This window comes from Flavobacterium sp. (assembly GCF_044349645.1).
GTDB lineage: Bacteria > Bacteroidota > Bacteroidia > Flavobacteriales > Flavobacteriaceae > Flavobacterium.
Genome location: NZ_JBIKQP010000015.1, coordinates 19,499 through 36,698, shown reverse-complemented (window position 1 = coordinate 36,698; position 17,200 = coordinate 19,499). Strand labels below are relative to the sequence as shown.

Sequence of the window (17,200 nt, the reverse complement as noted above, 5' to 3'; positions counted from 1 at the left end):
TCATTTTTTACTTTTTATTGCATGCTGATTAAATAATAATTGATTCGCATATTCATAAAGAATTTAGTTCATAAAAAAAGAGGCTTAAAAGCCTCTCTTTATATATTTAATATTCTATTTATTGAACCTCAAAAGTTTGAGTTTCGTTAGCTAAAGCATCTCTTGAATTTAAAGTATTACCAGCAGAATCAACAACAAAAGCTGCAAAATGAATATTTGCTGCTTGAGCACCACCTAAATTATAAACAAAAGATCTTGTGTATACTCCGTTAACAGTAGTTGCTCCAGGAATATCATCACCTAAAATATTAGTTGTTAAAAAGGCTCTTAAAACATCTTTGTGATTAAAACCAACAATTGGATTTACACCACCATAAAAGCTGGTAGAATTAGTTTGATTGTATAATAAATTATCTTCTAATGCATATACAACTAATTTTAAACCTGAGAAGTTTTTACCAAATTTAACATTAACTTGAACAGTAACATTTCCATTTGATGAATTGACTGAGTTGGTCATTGCTAATCCAATTCTAGGATTTGTTCCGCTTGTTAAATTAACAACTTGATTTACATTATTATTCTCTGGATAGGTCCAATCCGTTTTTCTATTTAACATTGCTGTTGGATATCCTGTAAGTCCTATCATAGTTTCTAATACAGAAGCAGCGCTAAAATTATATGGATCAGAAGCACCTCTGTGAATAGCAACTACTACTGCATCGTTGGTTTGTGCACGAACTTGACTAATAGCATAAGATACACGAGGACAATATTGACACCAAGTTCCTGTGTAATCTTCAACTAATACTCTTTTATTAAAATTAATTCCTTGTGTTACTGGAATTTGAATTGTAGGAGAAGTCAAAGAAACTGTACTAGAAACTTGATATACAGCATAAACTGAAAGTGTTCCGGCAGCTGTAGTGGTAAAGAAATTGTTTACAATAGGTGAAGCATTAACATAAATTACTGCTGTACCAGTCACATCAACATTATTGTTTCCTTTAACTGTAAATTGAATATTGTCACCAACATATGCTTCAGTTGGATTGGCCGTAATTGTAATTGACTGAATTGTTGAACCCCCATTATTATTTTCTTCTTTACTACAAGAAATAAATAATCCGAAAGTTAATAGTGCAAATAATAAATGTAATTTTTTCATATGTAAGAAATTTTAATTATTTAATATTACAAATAAACTAATTTTTTTTAAATAAATGCAATATTTATTCTTTATTTGCATTTACATAATCAAAATTCCGCCAGAAAAATGAAAAAAACACTTTTAGTTCTATTTACTTTAATCAGTTTAGCAGGACATTCACAACACCAACTTCCAAATGTTAAAATCAAAAACCTTAAAGGAGAATTAGTGAATTCAAATTTAGATTTTCAAAAAAAAGATGTTCTATATGTTTATGCTTTTTGGGCAACATGGTGTGCGCCTTGTGTTCAAGAATTAGATGCAATTAGTGAAGTTTATGGCGATTGGAAACAAAAAATAAATATTGAATTAATTGCAGTTTCTGTAGATGATTCAAGAACAGAAAAAAGAGTAAAGCCAATGGTTAATGGAAAAGATTGGGAGTACACGGTTTTATTAGACACGAATCAAGAATTCAAAAGAAGTTTATCAATTGCAAATGTACCTTATACAGTTGTAGTTAAAAACAATGAAATAGTATACGTTCAAAATGGCCACTCCCCAGGGGGAGAAAGTGAGTTTTTTGAAAAATTAAAAAGTTTTTAAGATGAAAAAGTTGTTGCTATTAATTTCAATTTGCAGTTCAATATCTATATTTTCACAAAATACTCCTAAAGAAGAAAAGACAAAAGGGAGATTTTTTGGAGGTTTAGAATCTAATTCTCAATGGTATTTAAATGATGTGGAAAGAGGAATTAATCACCCCGATAATCCTATTAGATCAAACAATTATTTATTGGTTAATTATAATTACGGAAAATGGACAGCTGGAATCCAAGTAGAATCATACGATCCGCAACCTCTTTTGAATTTCAATCCAAAATATATAAAAACCAATTTAGGGACTTATTATCTAAATTATAAAACTGAAAAAATAGACGTAACTGCAGGATATTTTTACGAACAATTTGGAAGTGGCCTTTTATTAAGAAGCTGGGAAGATCGATCTCTAGGAATAAATAATGCTATTCGAGGAGGAAAAATTGTGTTACGCCCAGCAGAAAATTTATCTTTTACGGGTTTATACGGGAACCAAAGAACAGGATTTGATGTTTCAAAAGGTACAATTTACGGATTTGACTCTGACATTAATCTATCGGGGATTCTAAATATGGGTAATTCTGAATTCTCCTTAGGATTTTCCTATGTTGGAAGAGATGAGAAAATAAACTTCGACAATCCGGTTTTTAAAGAACTTACCAATTCATTCGCTGGGAGATTTAATTATAGTAACCAATCATTTTACATAAATTCAGAGTACAATTACAAAACTGATGATGCTATATTATATCCAATAACAGTTAGCAATATATTTGTAAAGCCCGGAAGTGCGCTACTTACGAATTTTGGTTATACAAAAAAAGGATTTGGCTTAGACGTATCGCTTAGAAGGATAGAAAACCTGAATTTTCTATCAGAAAGAAATCCGGAAGTATTTTCACCTGAACAAACAAGTTTAGCTTACAATGACCGAATGATGAATTTTGTTCCTAGTTTAACAAAACAACATCACTCCAATTTAGCAAATATCTATGTCTTCCAAGCGCAAAAAAGTGCAAGTATCGTTTCTGATAATGGAATTACAAAGGCAGGTGAAATTGGTGGACAAATTGATTTTTTCTATGAATTTAAGAAAGGTACTTCACTTGGCGGAAAATACGGTACAAAAATCGCAATAAATGCATCCAATTGGTTTAACTTGAGTGGGGATTATACTTTATATCCGCCTGATTATAAAACTGATTTTTTTGGAACAGGAGAGAAATATTTTTCGGATTACAATCTTGAAATTTCAAAAAAATTCAATTCAAATTTACAAGGAAGTGTAGTATTTATAAATCAATTTTACAATCACCGTTTAATCGCAGCTTCATTGAATATTCAGGTAAATTCGTTTATTATTGCACCCGAAATATCCTATAAATTAACAAATACAAAGTCTGTGAGAATTGCTGCAGAACATATGTGGGCCGATTCGGATAGAAAAAATTGGGCTGCAATGATGGTTGAGTACAATCATAATTTAAACTGGTCGTTTTATGTTTCGGACATGTACAATTATGGATTTGATAAAAGCTCTAATTTAATTGATGATGTCAGCGATCATTTTAAGATTCATTTCTACAATTTAGGGACAGCATATACTAAAGGTAGCACCAGAATAGCTTTGAGCTATGGAAGACAACGAGGTGGATTAGTTTGCGCTGGAGGTATTTGCAGATTTGTTCCACCAAGTAGCGGAGTCACTTTATCTTTGACAAAATCTTTCTAAATTGAAAACTTTTGTTTCTTCTAAAAATAGCTATTCATGTGCATTATTGTGGATAATATCCATTGGGCTACTTATTATTGTTTTTATTGAAAAACCAGAAGCTGAAGCACCTCCGATTTACATTTTTAATACAATTATGATAGGAATTATTTCCATGATAATTTGGATTTTGTTAGATACAAAATACAGTATTAATGAGGAAATTTTGTGTTTTTATTCAGGTCCCTTTCGAGGAAAAATCAATATTAATTCCATTAGAAAAATCGAACATCATTCTGGCTTAATTGTGCCAGTAACCTATAAACCTGCATTAGATACTAAAGGATTAATAATTCATTATGATAGTTTTGATGATATTTATATTTCTCCAGAAGAAGAAGATGTATTTCTTGAAGAGTTGTTGAAAATTAATCCAAATATAACAGTGGTTAATTGATTATATGGCTTTAGGATTATTCTTTAATTAAATATATTCCGTCTTCTTTAATTTCAATTACTTTTTCACGATAAAGTGCACCAATTGCTTTTTTAAAGGTTTTTTTACTCATTTTTAAAACTGTTTTAATATCCTCAGGGTGAGAATTATCGGTCAATCTTAAAAAACCTCTACTCGCTTTTAACTCTTCTAATATTAATTGTGCGTTCGGCTCAATACTCTGATATCCTTGAATTTGTAGGGCTACGTCTATTTTATTGTCGGGACGAATTGTTTTAATATAGCCACGCAATCTATCCCCAGTTCGAATAGAATCGTCATAAACTTCATCTTTATAAATCAGGCCTTTGTGTTGCTCGTTTATAATTACATTTATCCCAATTTCTGTTATATGAGAAACAATTAAGTCAACTTCTTCGCCTTTTGCAACGGTTAAATGATCGTTGCTTAAAAACTGATTGGTTTTACTTGAAGCTACCAAACGATTTGTTTTTTCGTCCATATAAAGGTAAACCAAATAGCGTTTTCCTTTTTCCATTGGACGAGCTTGTTCTTTGAAAGGAACTAAAATGTCTTTCTCCATTCCCCAATCCATAAATGCCCCTATTTGATTTACATAGTTAACACGTAATAGGGCAAATTCATTAAGTAGAATGTAAGGTTCAAGTGTTGTTGAAACTGGTCTTTCTTCATGATCTAAATAAACAAAAACAGTTAATTCATCACCAATTTCAAATTTATTTGGCACATATTTATTTGGTAAAAGAATATCGTTTATTCCTTCAGGATCTTCTTGAGGATTTCCTAAAAATAAACCAACTTTAGTATCTCTTAATATAGTGAGCGTATTGTATTTTCCTATTTCAATCATTATTCAAATTTTCTAAAGTACAAAGGTACGAAATTGAATGCTATCGAAATAGAATTAAAGATTTGGATTATTGAGAAACAAAATAATTCCATTTAAATATAGATTCTTAATTATTTGTATATTTGAATTCTAACCACTTTATTAAAAGGTAACAACTAAAAAATGAAATCAATTTCTGTTTTAAATATCTTACTTCTATTCATAACTATTAATACCACTTTTGGTCAAGTTGCAATTTATGACCCCGAAATAAAAAAAATGGTTTCTGAGGTTAGTTCAGAGAATATGGAAGCAACAGTAAAAAAATTAGTTTCTTTTGGGACTCGACACACTTTAAGCGACACCAAAAGTTCCACCCGAGGAATTGGAGCAGCACAACGTTGGGTAAAATCTGAATTTGACAACTATGCCAAAGCATCAAATGGAAGATTAACTTCGGAAATTGATTATTTTACAATAAAAGCCGATGGAAGACGTATAAAAAACGACAGTCAATTGGGTAATGTAATGGCCACATTAAAAGGAACTGACGCAACTGACGATAGAGTATTAATTATAAGTGGACACTTAGATTCAAGAGCCACAGATGTTATGGACAGTACCATTGATGCGCCAGGTGCTAATGATGATGGATCGGGAGTTGCCGCTATGATGGAATTGGCAAAAATAATGTGCAAAAGAGAGTTTCCATTTACAATTATTTTTGTTGCTGTTGTAGGAGAAGAACAAGGATTGTATGGTGCAAAATATCTTGCCGATAAAGCTAAGGATCAAAATTGGAATGTAATTGCTATGATTAACAACGACATGATTGGAAATAGTTTGTCAAGTGGCACCCAATTAAGAGACAACACACAAGTTCGTGTATTTAGTGAAACCATTCCCTATTTAGAAACTGAAGCTGAAGCGAAAATCAGAAAATCAACCAATAGAGACAACGACAGTCCTTCACGACAATTAGCACGCTATATTAAAACGGTAACCAATCAATATGTTGAACAATTAGATATTAAATTAGTTTATCGAAACGACCGTTTTTTAAGAGGTGGCGATCATACTCCGTTTAGTCAAAATGGATTTACAGCAATTCGTTTTTGTGAAATGAACGAAAATTTTGATCACCAACACCAAACGGTTAGAAAAGAGAATAATATTCAATATGGAGATCTTCCAGAATTTATGGATTTCGAATACATGAAAAAAGTGGCATGTTCGAACTTAGCCACTTTAAGCAATTTAGCTTGGTCTCCAAAAGCACCAAAAAATGTTGGAATTGAAGTGAAAGAGGTAACCAATTTCAGCGTTTTGAATTGGAATAAACCCGATGGAAAACCAATATATGGTTATAACATTCTAATTAGAGAAACTTCATCTCCAATTTGGGAAAAATCAATTTTTGTAAAAGATACAAAAGCAGAAATACCGTATTCAAAAGATAATTATTTCTTTGCCGTACAATCTGTTGATGAATTGGGACATTCTAGTTTGCCTATTTTTCCAGTACCAATTCGTTAATTATTTAATATTAAACTAACTCTTTAAAAAACTGCAGTAATATTTTATCGTTTTCACGAGTTGGGGTAAATACTTCTAAAATAAATGGCTTGTTATTATTTGAATACAAATTCACAATTCCTTTTACAAGGGTTGCTTCATCACTTGCAATTGCATAATTAAAATCATACATTTTGGCTAAGTTTTTAGCTGTTAAACAGTGAGAAGTTTCAAAAAATGTATTGAAAACTGGGGTTTCATCATGTCCTGGTAAAATTCTAAAGATCCCACCTCCTCCGTTATTAATTAATATAATCTTGAAGTTTTTGGGTATATAATCATTCCATAATCCATTAGAATCATAAAGGAAACTAATATCTCCTGTAATTAAAACGGTTTGTTTCTCATTGGCGACAGCAGCACCAATTGCAGTTGAAGTACTTCCATCAATTCCACTTGTGCCACGATTGCAAAATACTTCGATTGAAGGATGAATATCTATTAATTGAGCATAACGGATAGCAGAACTATTTCCTATTTGCAAATGAGAATTAATTGGTAAACTTTGAATTATTTTTTCAAAAACTTTAAAATCAGAAAAAGGAATTTTAGATAAATAAGTTGCTGTTTTATGTTTTCGAAGTTGGTTTAGAACTTCAAAATGATCAAAATAATCACTTTCAATAGGCTTTAAAAATGGAATGAAATTTTTGAAAAAAACATTTGGATTAACCTGAAAATGTTCCGTCAAACAACCATAAGTATCATAGGCTCGAAGTGAATCTATGTGCCAATGGTGCTGTGGTTGGTATTTGCGTAAAGCGGCTTTTATTCTTTTTGAAACTACCATTCCTCCAAAAGTTATCAATATTTCCGGTTGAAATTTCTCAAAATCAGATTGTGAAAATGGAGTAATTATGGTGTCAATGTTATTTATAAAACTTGGATGATGTAAATTGGAAGTGGTTTCCGTCATCACTACAACAGAAGTATCATTTGCCAAAAAATCAACTATTGAGGTATCAATTGAATTGGGATCATTAACCCCAACAAGTACTAATTTCCTTTTTGATGAATTCCAAATAGCAGCAAAATCATTAACATTTTTCATTTCACCTGTTGGAGTAACATTTGCAATAGCGGAAGTAGTTACATTAACAGAAAGCTCGTTTACGGTCTCATACAAAGGTTCTTCAAAAGGAGCGTTTATATGAACTGGGCCTTTTTTTATGATTGAAAAATGAATTGCTTCTGTAATTTTAAGATCGTTTTCAATAGTGGAATCCCCAACTAAATTGGCATTGAATAATGAATGATTTTGAAATACATTTTCTTGACGAATGGTTTGACCCTCACCAATATCAATTTTATCAGAAGGACGGTCAGCACTAATAACCACCAATGGGATTTGGCTATAAAAAGCTTCCGCAAAAGCAGGGTAATAATTTAACAAAGCAGATCCAGAAGTACAAATAAGCGCTACTGGCTTTTTGGTTTGCTGAGCAATACCCAAAGCAAAAAACGCGGCACTCCTTTCATCTGCAACACTATAACATTTAAATTTTGGATTGTTTACAAAACCAATCGTCAATGGTGCATTTCTTGAACCAGGAGAAATTACGATATGTGTTAAACCTTGAGCAAGACAAATTTCAATTATGCTTTGCGCTAAGGGTATTTTTGGATATATCATTATTAGGTTCAAATTAGATTACAAAGGTACAAAGTTGTAAAGGTTTATACTAGAAACTACAAATAGTTTTATTATTTTTGAGAAACTATTTTACCTTATGGAAGTTCAAATTAGATCCTTCGAAATTAAAGATACACAATCAATTTTAGAAATTATCAACTATAATATTCTTAATTCAACGGCTTTATACGATTATAAAACTAGGGATTTCGAAACTCAAAAAACGATATTAGAAGATAAGATTGAGAAGGGATTTCCAGTAATTGTTGCAGAAAGTGATGGAAAAATAGTTGGCTTCGGGATGTATAGCGAATTTAGATTTCGTGAGGCCTATAAATTTACAGTTGAACATTCCGTTTATGTTTCTTCAGATGAAATGGGGAAAGGCATTGGTAAAAAGATAATGACTCAATTGATTATTATTGCTAAAGCTCAAGGCCTTCACACTATGATTGGCGTTATCGATTCAGAAAACAAGAGCAGTATTATTTTCCACGAGAAATTTGGATTTAAAACTGTGGGAATAATTAAGGAATCAGGATATAAATTTGATCGTTGGTTGGATTCTGTAATTATGCAATTGCTATTAGAATAATTACTTTTCTATCCAGTTTATTATTTTTTCATCATTTGGTTTAACCCCCGACATATAAACTTGTTCTAGTTGTCCTTTTTCGTTAATTAGGTATTTTTGAAAATTCCATTCTACTTTTGAATCTAAAACACCATTTAATTTCTTTTGAGTAAGAAATTGATATATTGGATGGATATCTTTTCCTTTAACAGAAATTTTCGCCATCATTGGGAAAGTTACTCCGTATTTACTTTTACAAAAAGTAGCTATTTCAGCATTGGTTCCTGGTTCTTGCCACATAAAATTATTAGCTGGAAACCCAATAATGATTAAGTTTTTATTTTTGTATTTATTATAAACAGCTTCTAATTGTTCGTATTGAGGAGTATAACCACACTTTGAAGCAGTATTCACTATTAAGATCTTTTTTCCTTTTAATGAAGCAAAATCAAAAGTATTACCTGATAAATCTTCCACTTTAAATTCATAGATGGATTGAGTTGTCATAGGCCTTGAAGTATTTGTAGTTGTAGCCATAGTTGATTGTGCCTTGTTTTGACAACTAAACAATAATGCGATACAACAGGTTAAAGCAGCTAGTTTCATTAGTATAAGTTTTAAATGAATTGTAAATGTAAAATTTATAAATGAAAACCAACGTTAAATAATTGATAAATAGTTTTATAAAAAAGGCCCAACTTATGTTGAGCCTTTTTTATACTAAATAAAATTAATATTTTTTTAAAATCAAAGCAATTTTAACAATCTAAAAATAATTAATAGTAAGTAACCACTAAAAGCACACTTTGTCCTCCGTCCATTGTTGCTTTAACTTCATAAGAATGAATACCATCATTATAATATTGAAAAATTGTTGATGTAAGAGTAGAATAATAGTTTAAAACTAAATCACTTACATTCTGATTTGTTGTTGATACACTTACTATTTTATTATCATTTGTATTTCCCAAATAGGAAACACATTGATAATCACCAGTGGTTGATGATTTTACAACCAATTTTACTCCAGCTCCGTTTGTTGCAGATGTTGGTACAATTGAGAATGTTAAATTTCCGATTGAAACCTCCGATTGTGCAGTGCAATTAACAAAATTGTTAAAAGTTTGAGTAAATGATCTTACAAACTTTGGACTTGCAGGAAGGGTTGTCCAAGTTGCAGCCCCACTTCCATTAGAAGTTAATACTTGACCATTTGTTCCAGCAGCTGTTGGATAGGTTATATTTCCTGTAGTTAAAGTACCATTCACAACTAAATTATTTGAAAAAGTTTTTACACCAGAAACTGTTTGTGCAGTTGTTAAATCAACAAAATTTTGAGTTGAAGATCCCGTTCCTCCATTTGCAATAGCAACAACACCCGAAACATTAGTCGCAGTTCCTGAAGCAATTTGATTGTTAACATAGGTTTTTACTGCTAGTTCTGTTGGAAACTTAACGTTGGTTGCATCAGACAAAGTTACATCTGTAGATTTATTTGCTGAATTTTCTTTCAAGGCGGTAGCCGCTGCAGCAGTTGCAGCATTTGATGTTACCGTTGAGCTCAACGCATTTTCTGCAGCTGTAGCTCTTGTTAATTCTTGTAATAAGTTATTAGTTAAAGTATTATCAACTGAGGTAGCTCTTGAAACCTCAGCAGATATATTAGCTATTAAAGAATTATCTCCTGCAATTCTTGCAGCTACTTCTGCATTTAAATTGGTTGTTAGAGAAGAATCACTTGCATCAACATACGTTTTGATTGCTCTAACAGATGGGTATTTTGTAGTAGATGATGCATCTGTAGTTACGTTTGATGACTTGTTAGCTACATCTTCTTTCAATAAATCAAAGTTAATTCTACTTGTAATTTCAGTATTTAATGCATTGTTTAAAGCAAGATCTGCAGCTGCTCTAATATTTGCCTCGTTAGTTAAAGCTGTTCCACCTAAATTAATACTTGAATCAACATAATCTTTAACTGCTTTTACAGAAGGATATTTTGTATTTGAAGCTCCATCAGTTGTAACGTTGGTAGATTTGTTAATTAAATCTTCTTTTAATAAATCGGCAGCTGCTCTAATATTAGCTTCATTTGTTAATGCTGTTCCACCTAAATTGATATTTGTGTCAACATAGTCTTTTACTGCTTTTACAGAAGGGTATTTAGTATTTGAAGCTGCATCAGTTGCAACGTTAGTAGATTTATTTGATAAATCCTCTTTTAAGTTTAAGGCTGCTTGAGTTGCTATGCTTATTGGTTTATTGATATCCCGAGTATTATCAACATTCTCTAATCCTAAATTAGTTTTAGCACCTATTACGCTATTTGCTCCAGTTCCACCATTTTGAATTTGAACAATCCCAGTAACATTATCTGCTCTAAAGGCATTAAATGAATAAGGAACACCTGTAAAAAATTGATTACTTATTTCAATAAAATTAGTACAAAGACCAAAAGTATCTAATCCAACTTTCATGCTTTTATTTGGAAAACTCCAATTAATATTTCCAAAAGAAGTAGCATATCCTCCAGTTCTTGTTCCAGTACCAATTACAGTATTAACCATTCCAAATTCATCTGTTCTAACAGTGATTTTTTCTTGGTATTCAGTTAAATTCGCACTATCAACAATTGTAAACTGCAAGCAAATATCTTTGTTGGCTAATGGTGAATTTGAATTATTATATCCAGGAATAACTTCCCCGTTTGGATTGTATATAATAGCTTGATAGCTAATTCCTGTTGATTGAGCATAGAATGCTGAAGAAACGAATAATAATAAAAGTAATGTTATCTTTTTCATATTGCTAATTATTTATTGATATTGAAGTGAATACCAAATAGTATTTGTTGATTATTAAATATAACTTTTTCTTGGGTGCTGTTAGCAGTGTTGAAACCATTGCTATAACCATATCCAAAACTTAAATAACCTGAGTCATTTAATTTGTAGTTAGCACTAGCTCCTCCGAAATAAGAGAAATAAAGTCCTGAAAATTCTTTCTGATCTAATAGATCGTAAACTACGCCATTAAGGTTTTGTTTTCCGTAAACAATTTTGGAAACATTTACCCCAGCTCTTAAACCTAATTTAAATCTCTTTGTTACTTTATGTAAATAATTTAATGACATTTGAGCTCCTGCATATTTCGTTTGCCAGCTGTATGAATTTGCTGATGAACCTGCAACTGCGTTGTATTCATTTAAAGTTAAAGCTCCTGAATAAGATAATGCATCACTATTTAATGAAAAATCATAACCTACTTCATAAAAAGAACCTGTTCCAGCTTGAAGAGGAGTTGCCATAGTTTCACCTTGGCTGTTAAAATTATATTTAGTGAAGTTAGTACCTGTTAAAAAGTAAACTTCTTGAGAGTAAGAATTGGTTAAAGCCAATAAAACAATTAATAGTAGGTAAAATTTTCTCATTTTGATTTTAATAAATTAGTGGAATAGTTATAATTTTTTGCGGATAACTTAACAAAATATACCCCTTCTGTTAAAGAAAGTTCATTTATAGTTAATACATTATCGTTGGCTGGTTTTTCTTGAAAAGCTACTAATCTTCCCATTACATCATATAATGAAAATTTAATTGGCCCTGAAATCACAGACGAAAACTCAAAGTTAATTTGATCAACAAATGGGTTTGGATAGGTAGTAGTAGTAACAGTAATAACCGGGGCTTTTACTGTTTTCATCATTAAACTTTGTTGAAATCCTTGACCAACAATAACATCAGAACCTCTGTAATTACCAGTCACACTCAGCTGTCCTATAGTCTGGGAAACTTTTAAACCGCCTGCAGTAGTAGAAGTACCTTGAGAAGATAACATCTGATGATGCAAACTTTGTGAAAACCCAGTAAATGTAATAAATAAAAATAAAATTATTTTCAAAGCAAGTTTATTTTATATGAATAATTCACAAATATAAAAATTTAAATTAAAAAAATAAATTATTAATAAAATATTTTTAAAAACTTATTTAAAAGTGATATAATTTATCACTAAAAGTCTTTATTTATTTGAGAATAAAATAAAAATTGAGAAGAACTTTGTATATTTTATATTTTACTTATAGTACTTTTTATATTTAGGGTAAGATACTAATCCAATTATTGAAATAACTAAAAATGTTTGCCAAATCCAATCTAATGAAGTAGCCTCACCACTAGCATACGAATGCAGCCCTACTAGGTGGAAATTTACTCCATAATAAGTAAATAATATGGCTATAAAAGCATACATACTCATCAAATTAAAAACCCATTTTCCACGGAACAAGGGTACAAAACGAGAATGAATTACAAAAGCATAAACCATTATACTAATTAAAGCCCAAGTTTCTTTTGGGTCCCAACCCCAATAACGTCCCCAGCTTTCATTGGCCCACTGTCCGCCAAGAAAGTTTCCAATTGTTAACATGACCAATCCAATAGTCAATGCCATTTCATTGATATAAGTAATCTCTTTTATATTTAAAGCCATTACCTCTTTATTCTTTTCATTGGTAAAGAAAATAAGCAGTAAGGAAACAAATCCCAAAATCATTCCTAAAGCAAAAGGCCCATAACTAGCAACGATAACCGCCACGTGAATCATCAACCAATAGGAATTTAATACTGGCTGTAAATTTGCAATTTCAGGATCTACCCAATTCATATAGGCTGCCATCAAAATCATAGAAGTTACAAATGCAGAAGACGCTACTGTTAATTTAGATTTTCTATCGAATGCCAATCCGAAAAACATAGTAGCCCAGGCCACGTAAATTATAGATTCGTAAGCATTACTCCAAGGCGCATGACCAGAAATATACCAACGCGCTATCAATCCTAAAGTATGCAAGCCAAATAAAACCCCAATAACAACATGCATCACATCAACAGAAATTCGAGTAAACTTATTGTCTTTGAATATTTTAATTATAGTAAATAGCAACATTAAAAATCCTGCAGTCATATACAAGTAAAATAGTTTTTTGAAAATATCATACTTATTGTATATTATTTCTGCTGTGATTTTATCTTCAGAAGGAATTACTTTAGTTCCAAATTTACTTTGGTATTTTTTTATTCCATTCAAATAAAAATCAACATCTTTATAATTATTGTTTATGGCTGCATTTTGCAAAGAATTGATGTACAAAGGCACAATTTGAGAGGCAAAAATAGAATCCATTCCTTTTAATCCTGCGTGACTTAACTCTAAATGAGAAACCCATTTATTATTTTCATCTCTTGGTATTGGGAAAATTCTAAGAATACTTCCAGAAGTTGCTTGATTTAATAAATTGACTTTTTTATCGGTTTCAACAAAATCTTTTTCAAAATTATTTGGGTTTGCAGTTTTGTAAGCTTCATCTAAGTAAGGTGATAATTTATAATTTCCAGCTTTATCAAAAAACGCAATAAAAGGAGCATATTGAGCCGATTTTTCTATACCAATGATCTTTCGAATACTATCATTTCCCGATTTAATATAGATCAAAGGAATTTCGTACCAGGCTGTTGGAAATTGAGTCATTGACAAAAATACTTGATCAGAATTCATTCCATTATATGTGTCTTTATGACTCACTTTTCGCAATAATTCTGAAGAAAATGTATTTACCGGCTTCATTCTTCCGCCAGCATCTTGAATTACTAATCGTCCAAATTTTGCTGCATGTGCCTCAGAAACTTTGAATTTCAATAATAGAGAATCTATCTGTTTTACCGTTAATGGCTCTTCTTTGTGCTGTGAAAACGAATTAAAACTAAGTAACAATAATAGTATCGTAACCAACTTCGATTTCTTTGATTTAATTACTTCTAATTTTCTTTTTAAGTCTGCAAAACGAGAATGTTTGGTAAATAAAATTGCCATCATTCCAAAAAACAACATGAAATAACCAATATAGGTAATTAAAGTTCCCCAAAAATCATGATTGACGGATAAAACAGTTCCTTTTTCATCTGGATCAAATGAAGATTGGAAAAAACGGTAGCCTTTATGATCTAAAATATGATTCATATAAATTTTAGCATCAAATTTATTTTGCCCGTCCAAAACGGTTACATCGCTTTCAAAAGCAGAATAACTTTTTTCTGTCCCAGGGTACTTCATCGCTTTAAAATCGTTAAGTTTTATATTAAATGGTAGGATATGAGCTTTGCTACCAAAGAAAAATGTATATTCTAAATTTCCGATTTTTACCATTTTTGATTCGCCAACCGATCCTTTAGTTCCCAATAAGGTAACTTCTTTATTTTGACCTTCGGCTATCAAATTTAAAGTTAAAGCATCTTCATGTGTTTTAGCTTTATAATCATTTTTTGCAACGTAACTAATTGAACCTTTCGTTGCTGGATCAGGAAAAACAAATTGTGTGCCTCCTACATTATATAAAGAACGCATCATTAACGGTTGAACAGAATCTTTAGCTACTCTTCCCTTAAATTGATCAGCCATTCGCATAAATTGACCTTCAAATGGAGTTTGAATGGTTGACGAATTTTCATTTATAGTAATATTTGTAGCTCCTATTACAAATTTATTTAATGAAAAAAGCATGTTGTGAATATTCTGAACTTCGCCTTCTTTCAAATAATGCTCGTGGCGGGTTCCATCGCCAGATTCAACCATTTTTAAATACAACTCTCCTTTTGGATCTGGTTTTATAGTTTTGGTTGCACCTAACAGATAATCTTTGTAAGAAATCTCAAACTGGGTGTCAGCAAAATTATTTGAAATAGTAAAATTATTATTCGCAACTGGCGATAATAACAAAGATTTTTCAAAAACTCGGCGTCTCATTTGTCCTTGATAATCACCATCAACAAAAACAGTTAAATACATTTTATCTGAATAAAACTGATTTTCAGAAGCTCCTTCACGAATTGGCATTACGCCTTCATAACTTATATAACGGGTGATGAACGCCCCAGAAATGATAAAAATAAATGAAATGTGAAGTAATAAAGTAGCCCATTTCTCTTTTTTCAAAAGTTGGTATCTTTTAATATTACCTGCAAAATTTATTAAGAAAACCCCCATAATTGCCTCAAACCACCAGGCATTATAAATCCAAATTCTAGCGGTATCGGTATTGTATTTACTTTCAATAAAAGTTCCACAAATCATCGCTAATGCGAATGACAAAAATAAAAACGCCATTAATCGCGTTGAAAACAAAAACGAAAGTATTTTTTTATCCATGTTATAGATGATGTTTTTTCAAAAGTGATACAAAAGTAATTCAATTTTGTTAAATTCTTAGTTTTGATCTCTTATTTAAGTATTTTTTAAGTGATGTTTTTTAAATACTGAAATAGGATATAGTTTAAAAAAAATCAATAATTTAGCAAAATGATAAAAATAGGCATAATTGGATCTGGAAATGTAGCACAACATTTGATTGTAGCACTTCAGAAATCTATTTTAGAAGGTGCTGAAATAGAAATAACAACCGTTTTTTCAAGACAAAAAAATGCACTTTCAAACCTACTGAATTCTGAAATTATTTGCACGGATTGGAACAATTTAAAAGAAGCTGATTTGTTTATAATTGCAGTTTCAGACACCGCAATCACTGAAGTTTCTGAAAAAATACCATTTAAAAATAAATTGGTTGTCCATACTTCAGGAGCAGTTTCAATAGACGCTATTAATTCAAATAATAGAAGAGGCGTTTTTTATCCTTTACAAACATTTTCAAAGAATGTAGCTGTCGATTTTAAATCCATTCCTATTTGCATCGAAAGTGAAAACCCAGCTGATATTGAACTCTTAAAAAAAGTGGCAAATTCAATTTCAGATTCAGTTTATGAAATTAATTCTAAACAAAGAAAAGCGTTGCATGTAGCGGCTGTTTTTGTAAATAATTTCACAAATAATCTTTACAAAATTGGAAATGACATTTGTAAAGAAAATAATATTCCATTTGAAATTTTATTTCCTTTGATTAAAGAAACATCAGAAAAAATTACTCGATTGTCACCTGAACACGCCCAAACAGGACCTGCAATAAGGAATGATGTTGAAACTATAAACTCCCATTTGGAATTTTTATCTGATGAAAATCAAAAAAACATTTATAAAATATTAACCCAATCTATTCAAAATAATGGCAAAAAGTTATAAAGAAATAATGAATGATATTACTACATTCGTTTTCGACGTAGATGGTGTACTTACTGATGGTTCTGTAAATATTTCTCCTACCGGTGAAATGCTTCGTAAAATGAATATTCGTGACGGCTATGCCATGAAAGCTGCCATTGAAAGTGGTTACAATGTGTGTATTATTTCTGGAGGAAGCAATGAAGGAGTTCGCATCCGATTGAGAAATTTAGGAATTACAGATATTTATTTAGGTTCGCCAGACAAAGTAGAAACCTTCAAAGAATATTGTGAATTGTATTCCATTTCTCCTGAAAAAGTGCTTTACATGGGTGACGATATTCCCGATTTTCATGTGATGCAATTAGTAGGATTACCAACCTGTCCTCAAGATTCTGCTCCAGAAATTAAGTCGATTTCCAATTATATTTCTCACATAAATGGAGGAAAAGGCGCCGTTCGCGATGTAATTGAACAAGTAATGAAAGTTCAAGGAAAATGGCATCTTTACTATAATGGAAAACACGATTAAACCTTTTATTTC

Annotated in this window: 15 protein-coding genes; 7 read left to right on the top strand and 8 right to left on the bottom strand. The window is 31.0% G+C overall.

Annotation, left to right across the window (positions count from 1 at the left end; genetic code table 11):
• Positions 1 to 118: 118 nt before the first annotated feature.
• A complete protein-coding gene (locus tag AC9UFV_RS04685; RefSeq protein WP_509573301.1) occupies positions 119 to 1,168 on the bottom strand; it encodes an Omp28-related outer membrane protein in 1,050 nt (349 codons plus the stop codon).
• A gap of 108 nt (positions 1,169 to 1,276) precedes the next feature.
• On the opposite strand from AC9UFV_RS04685, the gene AC9UFV_RS04680 reads away from it, so the two are divergent.
• Genes AC9UFV_RS04680 through AC9UFV_RS04670 form a run of 3 tightly spaced genes read left to right on the top strand, consistent with a single transcriptional unit; the run spans position 1,277 to position 3,918 of the window.
• On the top strand, positions 1,277 to 1,756 hold the full coding sequence (locus AC9UFV_RS04680; protein ID WP_509573299.1) for a TlpA family protein disulfide reductase: 480 nt from the start codon (positions 1,277 to 1,279) through the stop codon (positions 1,754 to 1,756).
• A gap of 1 nt (position 1,757) precedes the next feature.
• Positions 1,758 to 3,482 carry a DUF6029 family protein gene (locus AC9UFV_RS04675; RefSeq protein ID WP_509573296.1) on the top strand — a complete coding sequence of 575 codons (1,725 nt, stop codon included), beginning with the start codon at positions 1,758 to 1,760 and terminating at the stop codon, positions 3,480 to 3,482.
• Between the two features lies 1 nt (position 3,483).
• On the top strand, positions 3,484 to 3,918 hold the full coding sequence (locus AC9UFV_RS04670; RefSeq protein WP_509573294.1) for a PH domain-containing protein: 435 nt from the start codon (positions 3,484 to 3,486) through the stop codon (positions 3,916 to 3,918).
• Positions 3,919 to 3,934: 16 nt separating this feature from the next.
• Here AC9UFV_RS04670 and AC9UFV_RS04665 read toward each other — a convergent pair whose 3' ends face one another.
• Positions 3,935 to 4,789 (bottom strand): CvfB family protein, encoded by an 855-nt coding sequence (locus AC9UFV_RS04665; protein ID WP_509573292.1) that lies wholly within the window; start codon positions 4,787 to 4,789, stop codon positions 3,935 to 3,937.
• 162 nt (positions 4,790 to 4,951) lie between these two features.
• Between AC9UFV_RS04665 and AC9UFV_RS04660 the strand changes: the two genes are divergently transcribed.
• Positions 4,952 to 6,304, top strand: a complete 1,353-nt coding sequence (locus AC9UFV_RS04660) for a M28 family metallopeptidase (RefSeq protein WP_509573290.1) — start codon at positions 4,952 to 4,954, stop codon at positions 6,302 to 6,304.
• A gap of 10 nt (positions 6,305 to 6,314) precedes the next feature.
• Here the strand turns inward: AC9UFV_RS04660 and menD are convergent, their stop codons facing one another.
• The gene (gene menD, locus AC9UFV_RS04655) at positions 6,315 to 7,976 is read right to left on the bottom strand and encodes a 2-succinyl-5-enolpyruvyl-6-hydroxy-3-cyclohexene-1-carboxylic-acid synthase (RefSeq protein WP_509573288.1); all 1,662 of its coding nucleotides are present in this window, start codon (positions 7,974 to 7,976) and stop codon (positions 6,315 to 6,317) included.
• Between the two features lie 97 nt (positions 7,977 to 8,073).
• On the opposite strand from menD, the gene AC9UFV_RS04650 reads away from it, so the two are divergent.
• Positions 8,074 to 8,571, top strand: a complete 498-nt coding sequence (locus AC9UFV_RS04650; RefSeq protein WP_509573286.1) for a GNAT family N-acetyltransferase — start codon at positions 8,074 to 8,076, stop codon at positions 8,569 to 8,571.
• Here AC9UFV_RS04650 and AC9UFV_RS04645 read toward each other — a convergent pair whose 3' ends face one another.
• The 5 genes from AC9UFV_RS04645 to AC9UFV_RS04625 form a co-directional block, all read right to left on the bottom strand.
• Positions 8,572 to 9,156: a glutathione peroxidase gene (locus AC9UFV_RS04645; protein ID WP_509573284.1), complete on the bottom strand. Its 585-nt coding sequence runs from the start codon at positions 9,154 to 9,156 to the stop codon at positions 8,572 to 8,574. It abuts the gene before it with no gap.
• A gap of 170 nt (positions 9,157 to 9,326) precedes the next feature.
• A complete protein-coding gene (locus tag AC9UFV_RS04640; RefSeq protein ID WP_509573282.1) occupies positions 9,327 to 11,354 on the bottom strand; it encodes a hypothetical protein in 2,028 nt (675 codons plus the stop codon).
• A gap of 8 nt (positions 11,355 to 11,362) precedes the next feature.
• The gene (locus AC9UFV_RS04635; protein WP_509522743.1) at positions 11,363 to 11,980 is read right to left on the bottom strand and encodes a hypothetical protein; all 618 of its coding nucleotides are present in this window, start codon (positions 11,978 to 11,980) and stop codon (positions 11,363 to 11,365) included.
• Entirely contained in the window at positions 11,977 to 12,450 is a 474-nt protein-coding gene (locus AC9UFV_RS04630; RefSeq protein WP_509573280.1) for a T9SS type A sorting domain-containing protein, read from the bottom strand. The genes AC9UFV_RS04635 and AC9UFV_RS04630 overlap by 4 nt, the downstream gene beginning before the upstream one ends.
• A 174-nt stretch (positions 12,451 to 12,624) precedes the next feature.
• Positions 12,625 to 15,753 carry a cytochrome c biogenesis protein gene (locus tag AC9UFV_RS04625; protein WP_509573277.1) on the bottom strand — a complete coding sequence of 1,043 codons (3,129 nt, stop codon included), beginning with the start codon at positions 15,751 to 15,753 and terminating at the stop codon, positions 12,625 to 12,627.
• A gap of 150 nt (positions 15,754 to 15,903) precedes the next feature.
• On the opposite strand from AC9UFV_RS04625, the gene AC9UFV_RS04620 reads away from it, so the two are divergent.
• Complete coding sequence (locus tag AC9UFV_RS04620; protein ID WP_509573274.1) at positions 15,904 to 16,677, top strand: Rossmann-like and DUF2520 domain-containing protein; 774 nt, start codon at positions 15,904 to 15,906, stop codon at positions 16,675 to 16,677.
• Positions 16,661 to 17,188: a KdsC family phosphatase gene (locus AC9UFV_RS04615; RefSeq protein ID WP_509573272.1), complete on the top strand. Its 528-nt coding sequence runs from the start codon at positions 16,661 to 16,663 to the stop codon at positions 17,186 to 17,188. The genes AC9UFV_RS04620 and AC9UFV_RS04615 overlap by 17 nt, the downstream gene beginning before the upstream one ends.
• The last annotated feature ends 12 nt before the right edge of the window (positions 17,189 to 17,200 follow it).

Excerpts from the sequence above, each read along its gene's own strand:
- AC9UFV_RS04640 (WP_509573282.1), bottom strand. The coding sequence starts at position 11,354 with ATGAAAAAGATAACATTACTTTTATTATTATTCGTTTCTTCAGCATTC.
- AC9UFV_RS04645 (WP_509573284.1), bottom strand. The coding sequence starts at position 9,156 with ATGAAACTAGCTGCTTTAACCTGTTGTATCGCATTATTGTTTAGTTGT.
- AC9UFV_RS04620 (WP_509573274.1), top strand. The coding sequence starts at position 15,904 with ATGATAAAAATAGGCATAATTGGATCTGGAAATGTAGCACAACATTTG.
- AC9UFV_RS04660 (WP_509573290.1), top strand. The coding sequence starts at position 4,952 with ATGAAATCAATTTCTGTTTTAAATATCTTACTTCTATTCATAACTATT.
- AC9UFV_RS04650 (WP_509573286.1), top strand. The coding sequence starts at position 8,074 with ATGGAAGTTCAAATTAGATCCTTCGAAATTAAAGATACACAATCAATT.
- AC9UFV_RS04625 (WP_509573277.1), bottom strand. The coding sequence starts at position 15,753 with ATGGATAAAAAAATACTTTCGTTTTTGTTTTCAACGCGATTAATGGCG.
- AC9UFV_RS04675 (WP_509573296.1), top strand. The coding sequence starts at position 1,758 with ATGAAAAAGTTGTTGCTATTAATTTCAATTTGCAGTTCAATATCTATA.
- AC9UFV_RS04665 (WP_509573292.1), bottom strand. The coding sequence starts at position 4,789 with ATGATTGAAATAGGAAAATACAATACGCTCACTATATTAAGAGATACT.
- AC9UFV_RS04685 (WP_509573301.1), bottom strand. The coding sequence starts at position 1,168 with ATGAAAAAATTACATTTATTATTTGCACTATTAACTTTCGGATTATTT.
- AC9UFV_RS04635 (WP_509522743.1), bottom strand. The coding sequence starts at position 11,980 with ATGAGAAAATTTTACCTACTATTAATTGTTTTATTGGCTTTAACCAAT.
- menD (WP_509573288.1), bottom strand. The coding sequence starts at position 7,976 with ATGATATATCCAAAAATACCCTTAGCGCAAAGCATAATTGAAATTTGT.
- AC9UFV_RS04615 (WP_509573272.1), top strand. The coding sequence starts at position 16,661 with ATGGCAAAAAGTTATAAAGAAATAATGAATGATATTACTACATTCGTT.
- AC9UFV_RS04680 (WP_509573299.1), top strand. The coding sequence starts at position 1,277 with ATGAAAAAAACACTTTTAGTTCTATTTACTTTAATCAGTTTAGCAGGA.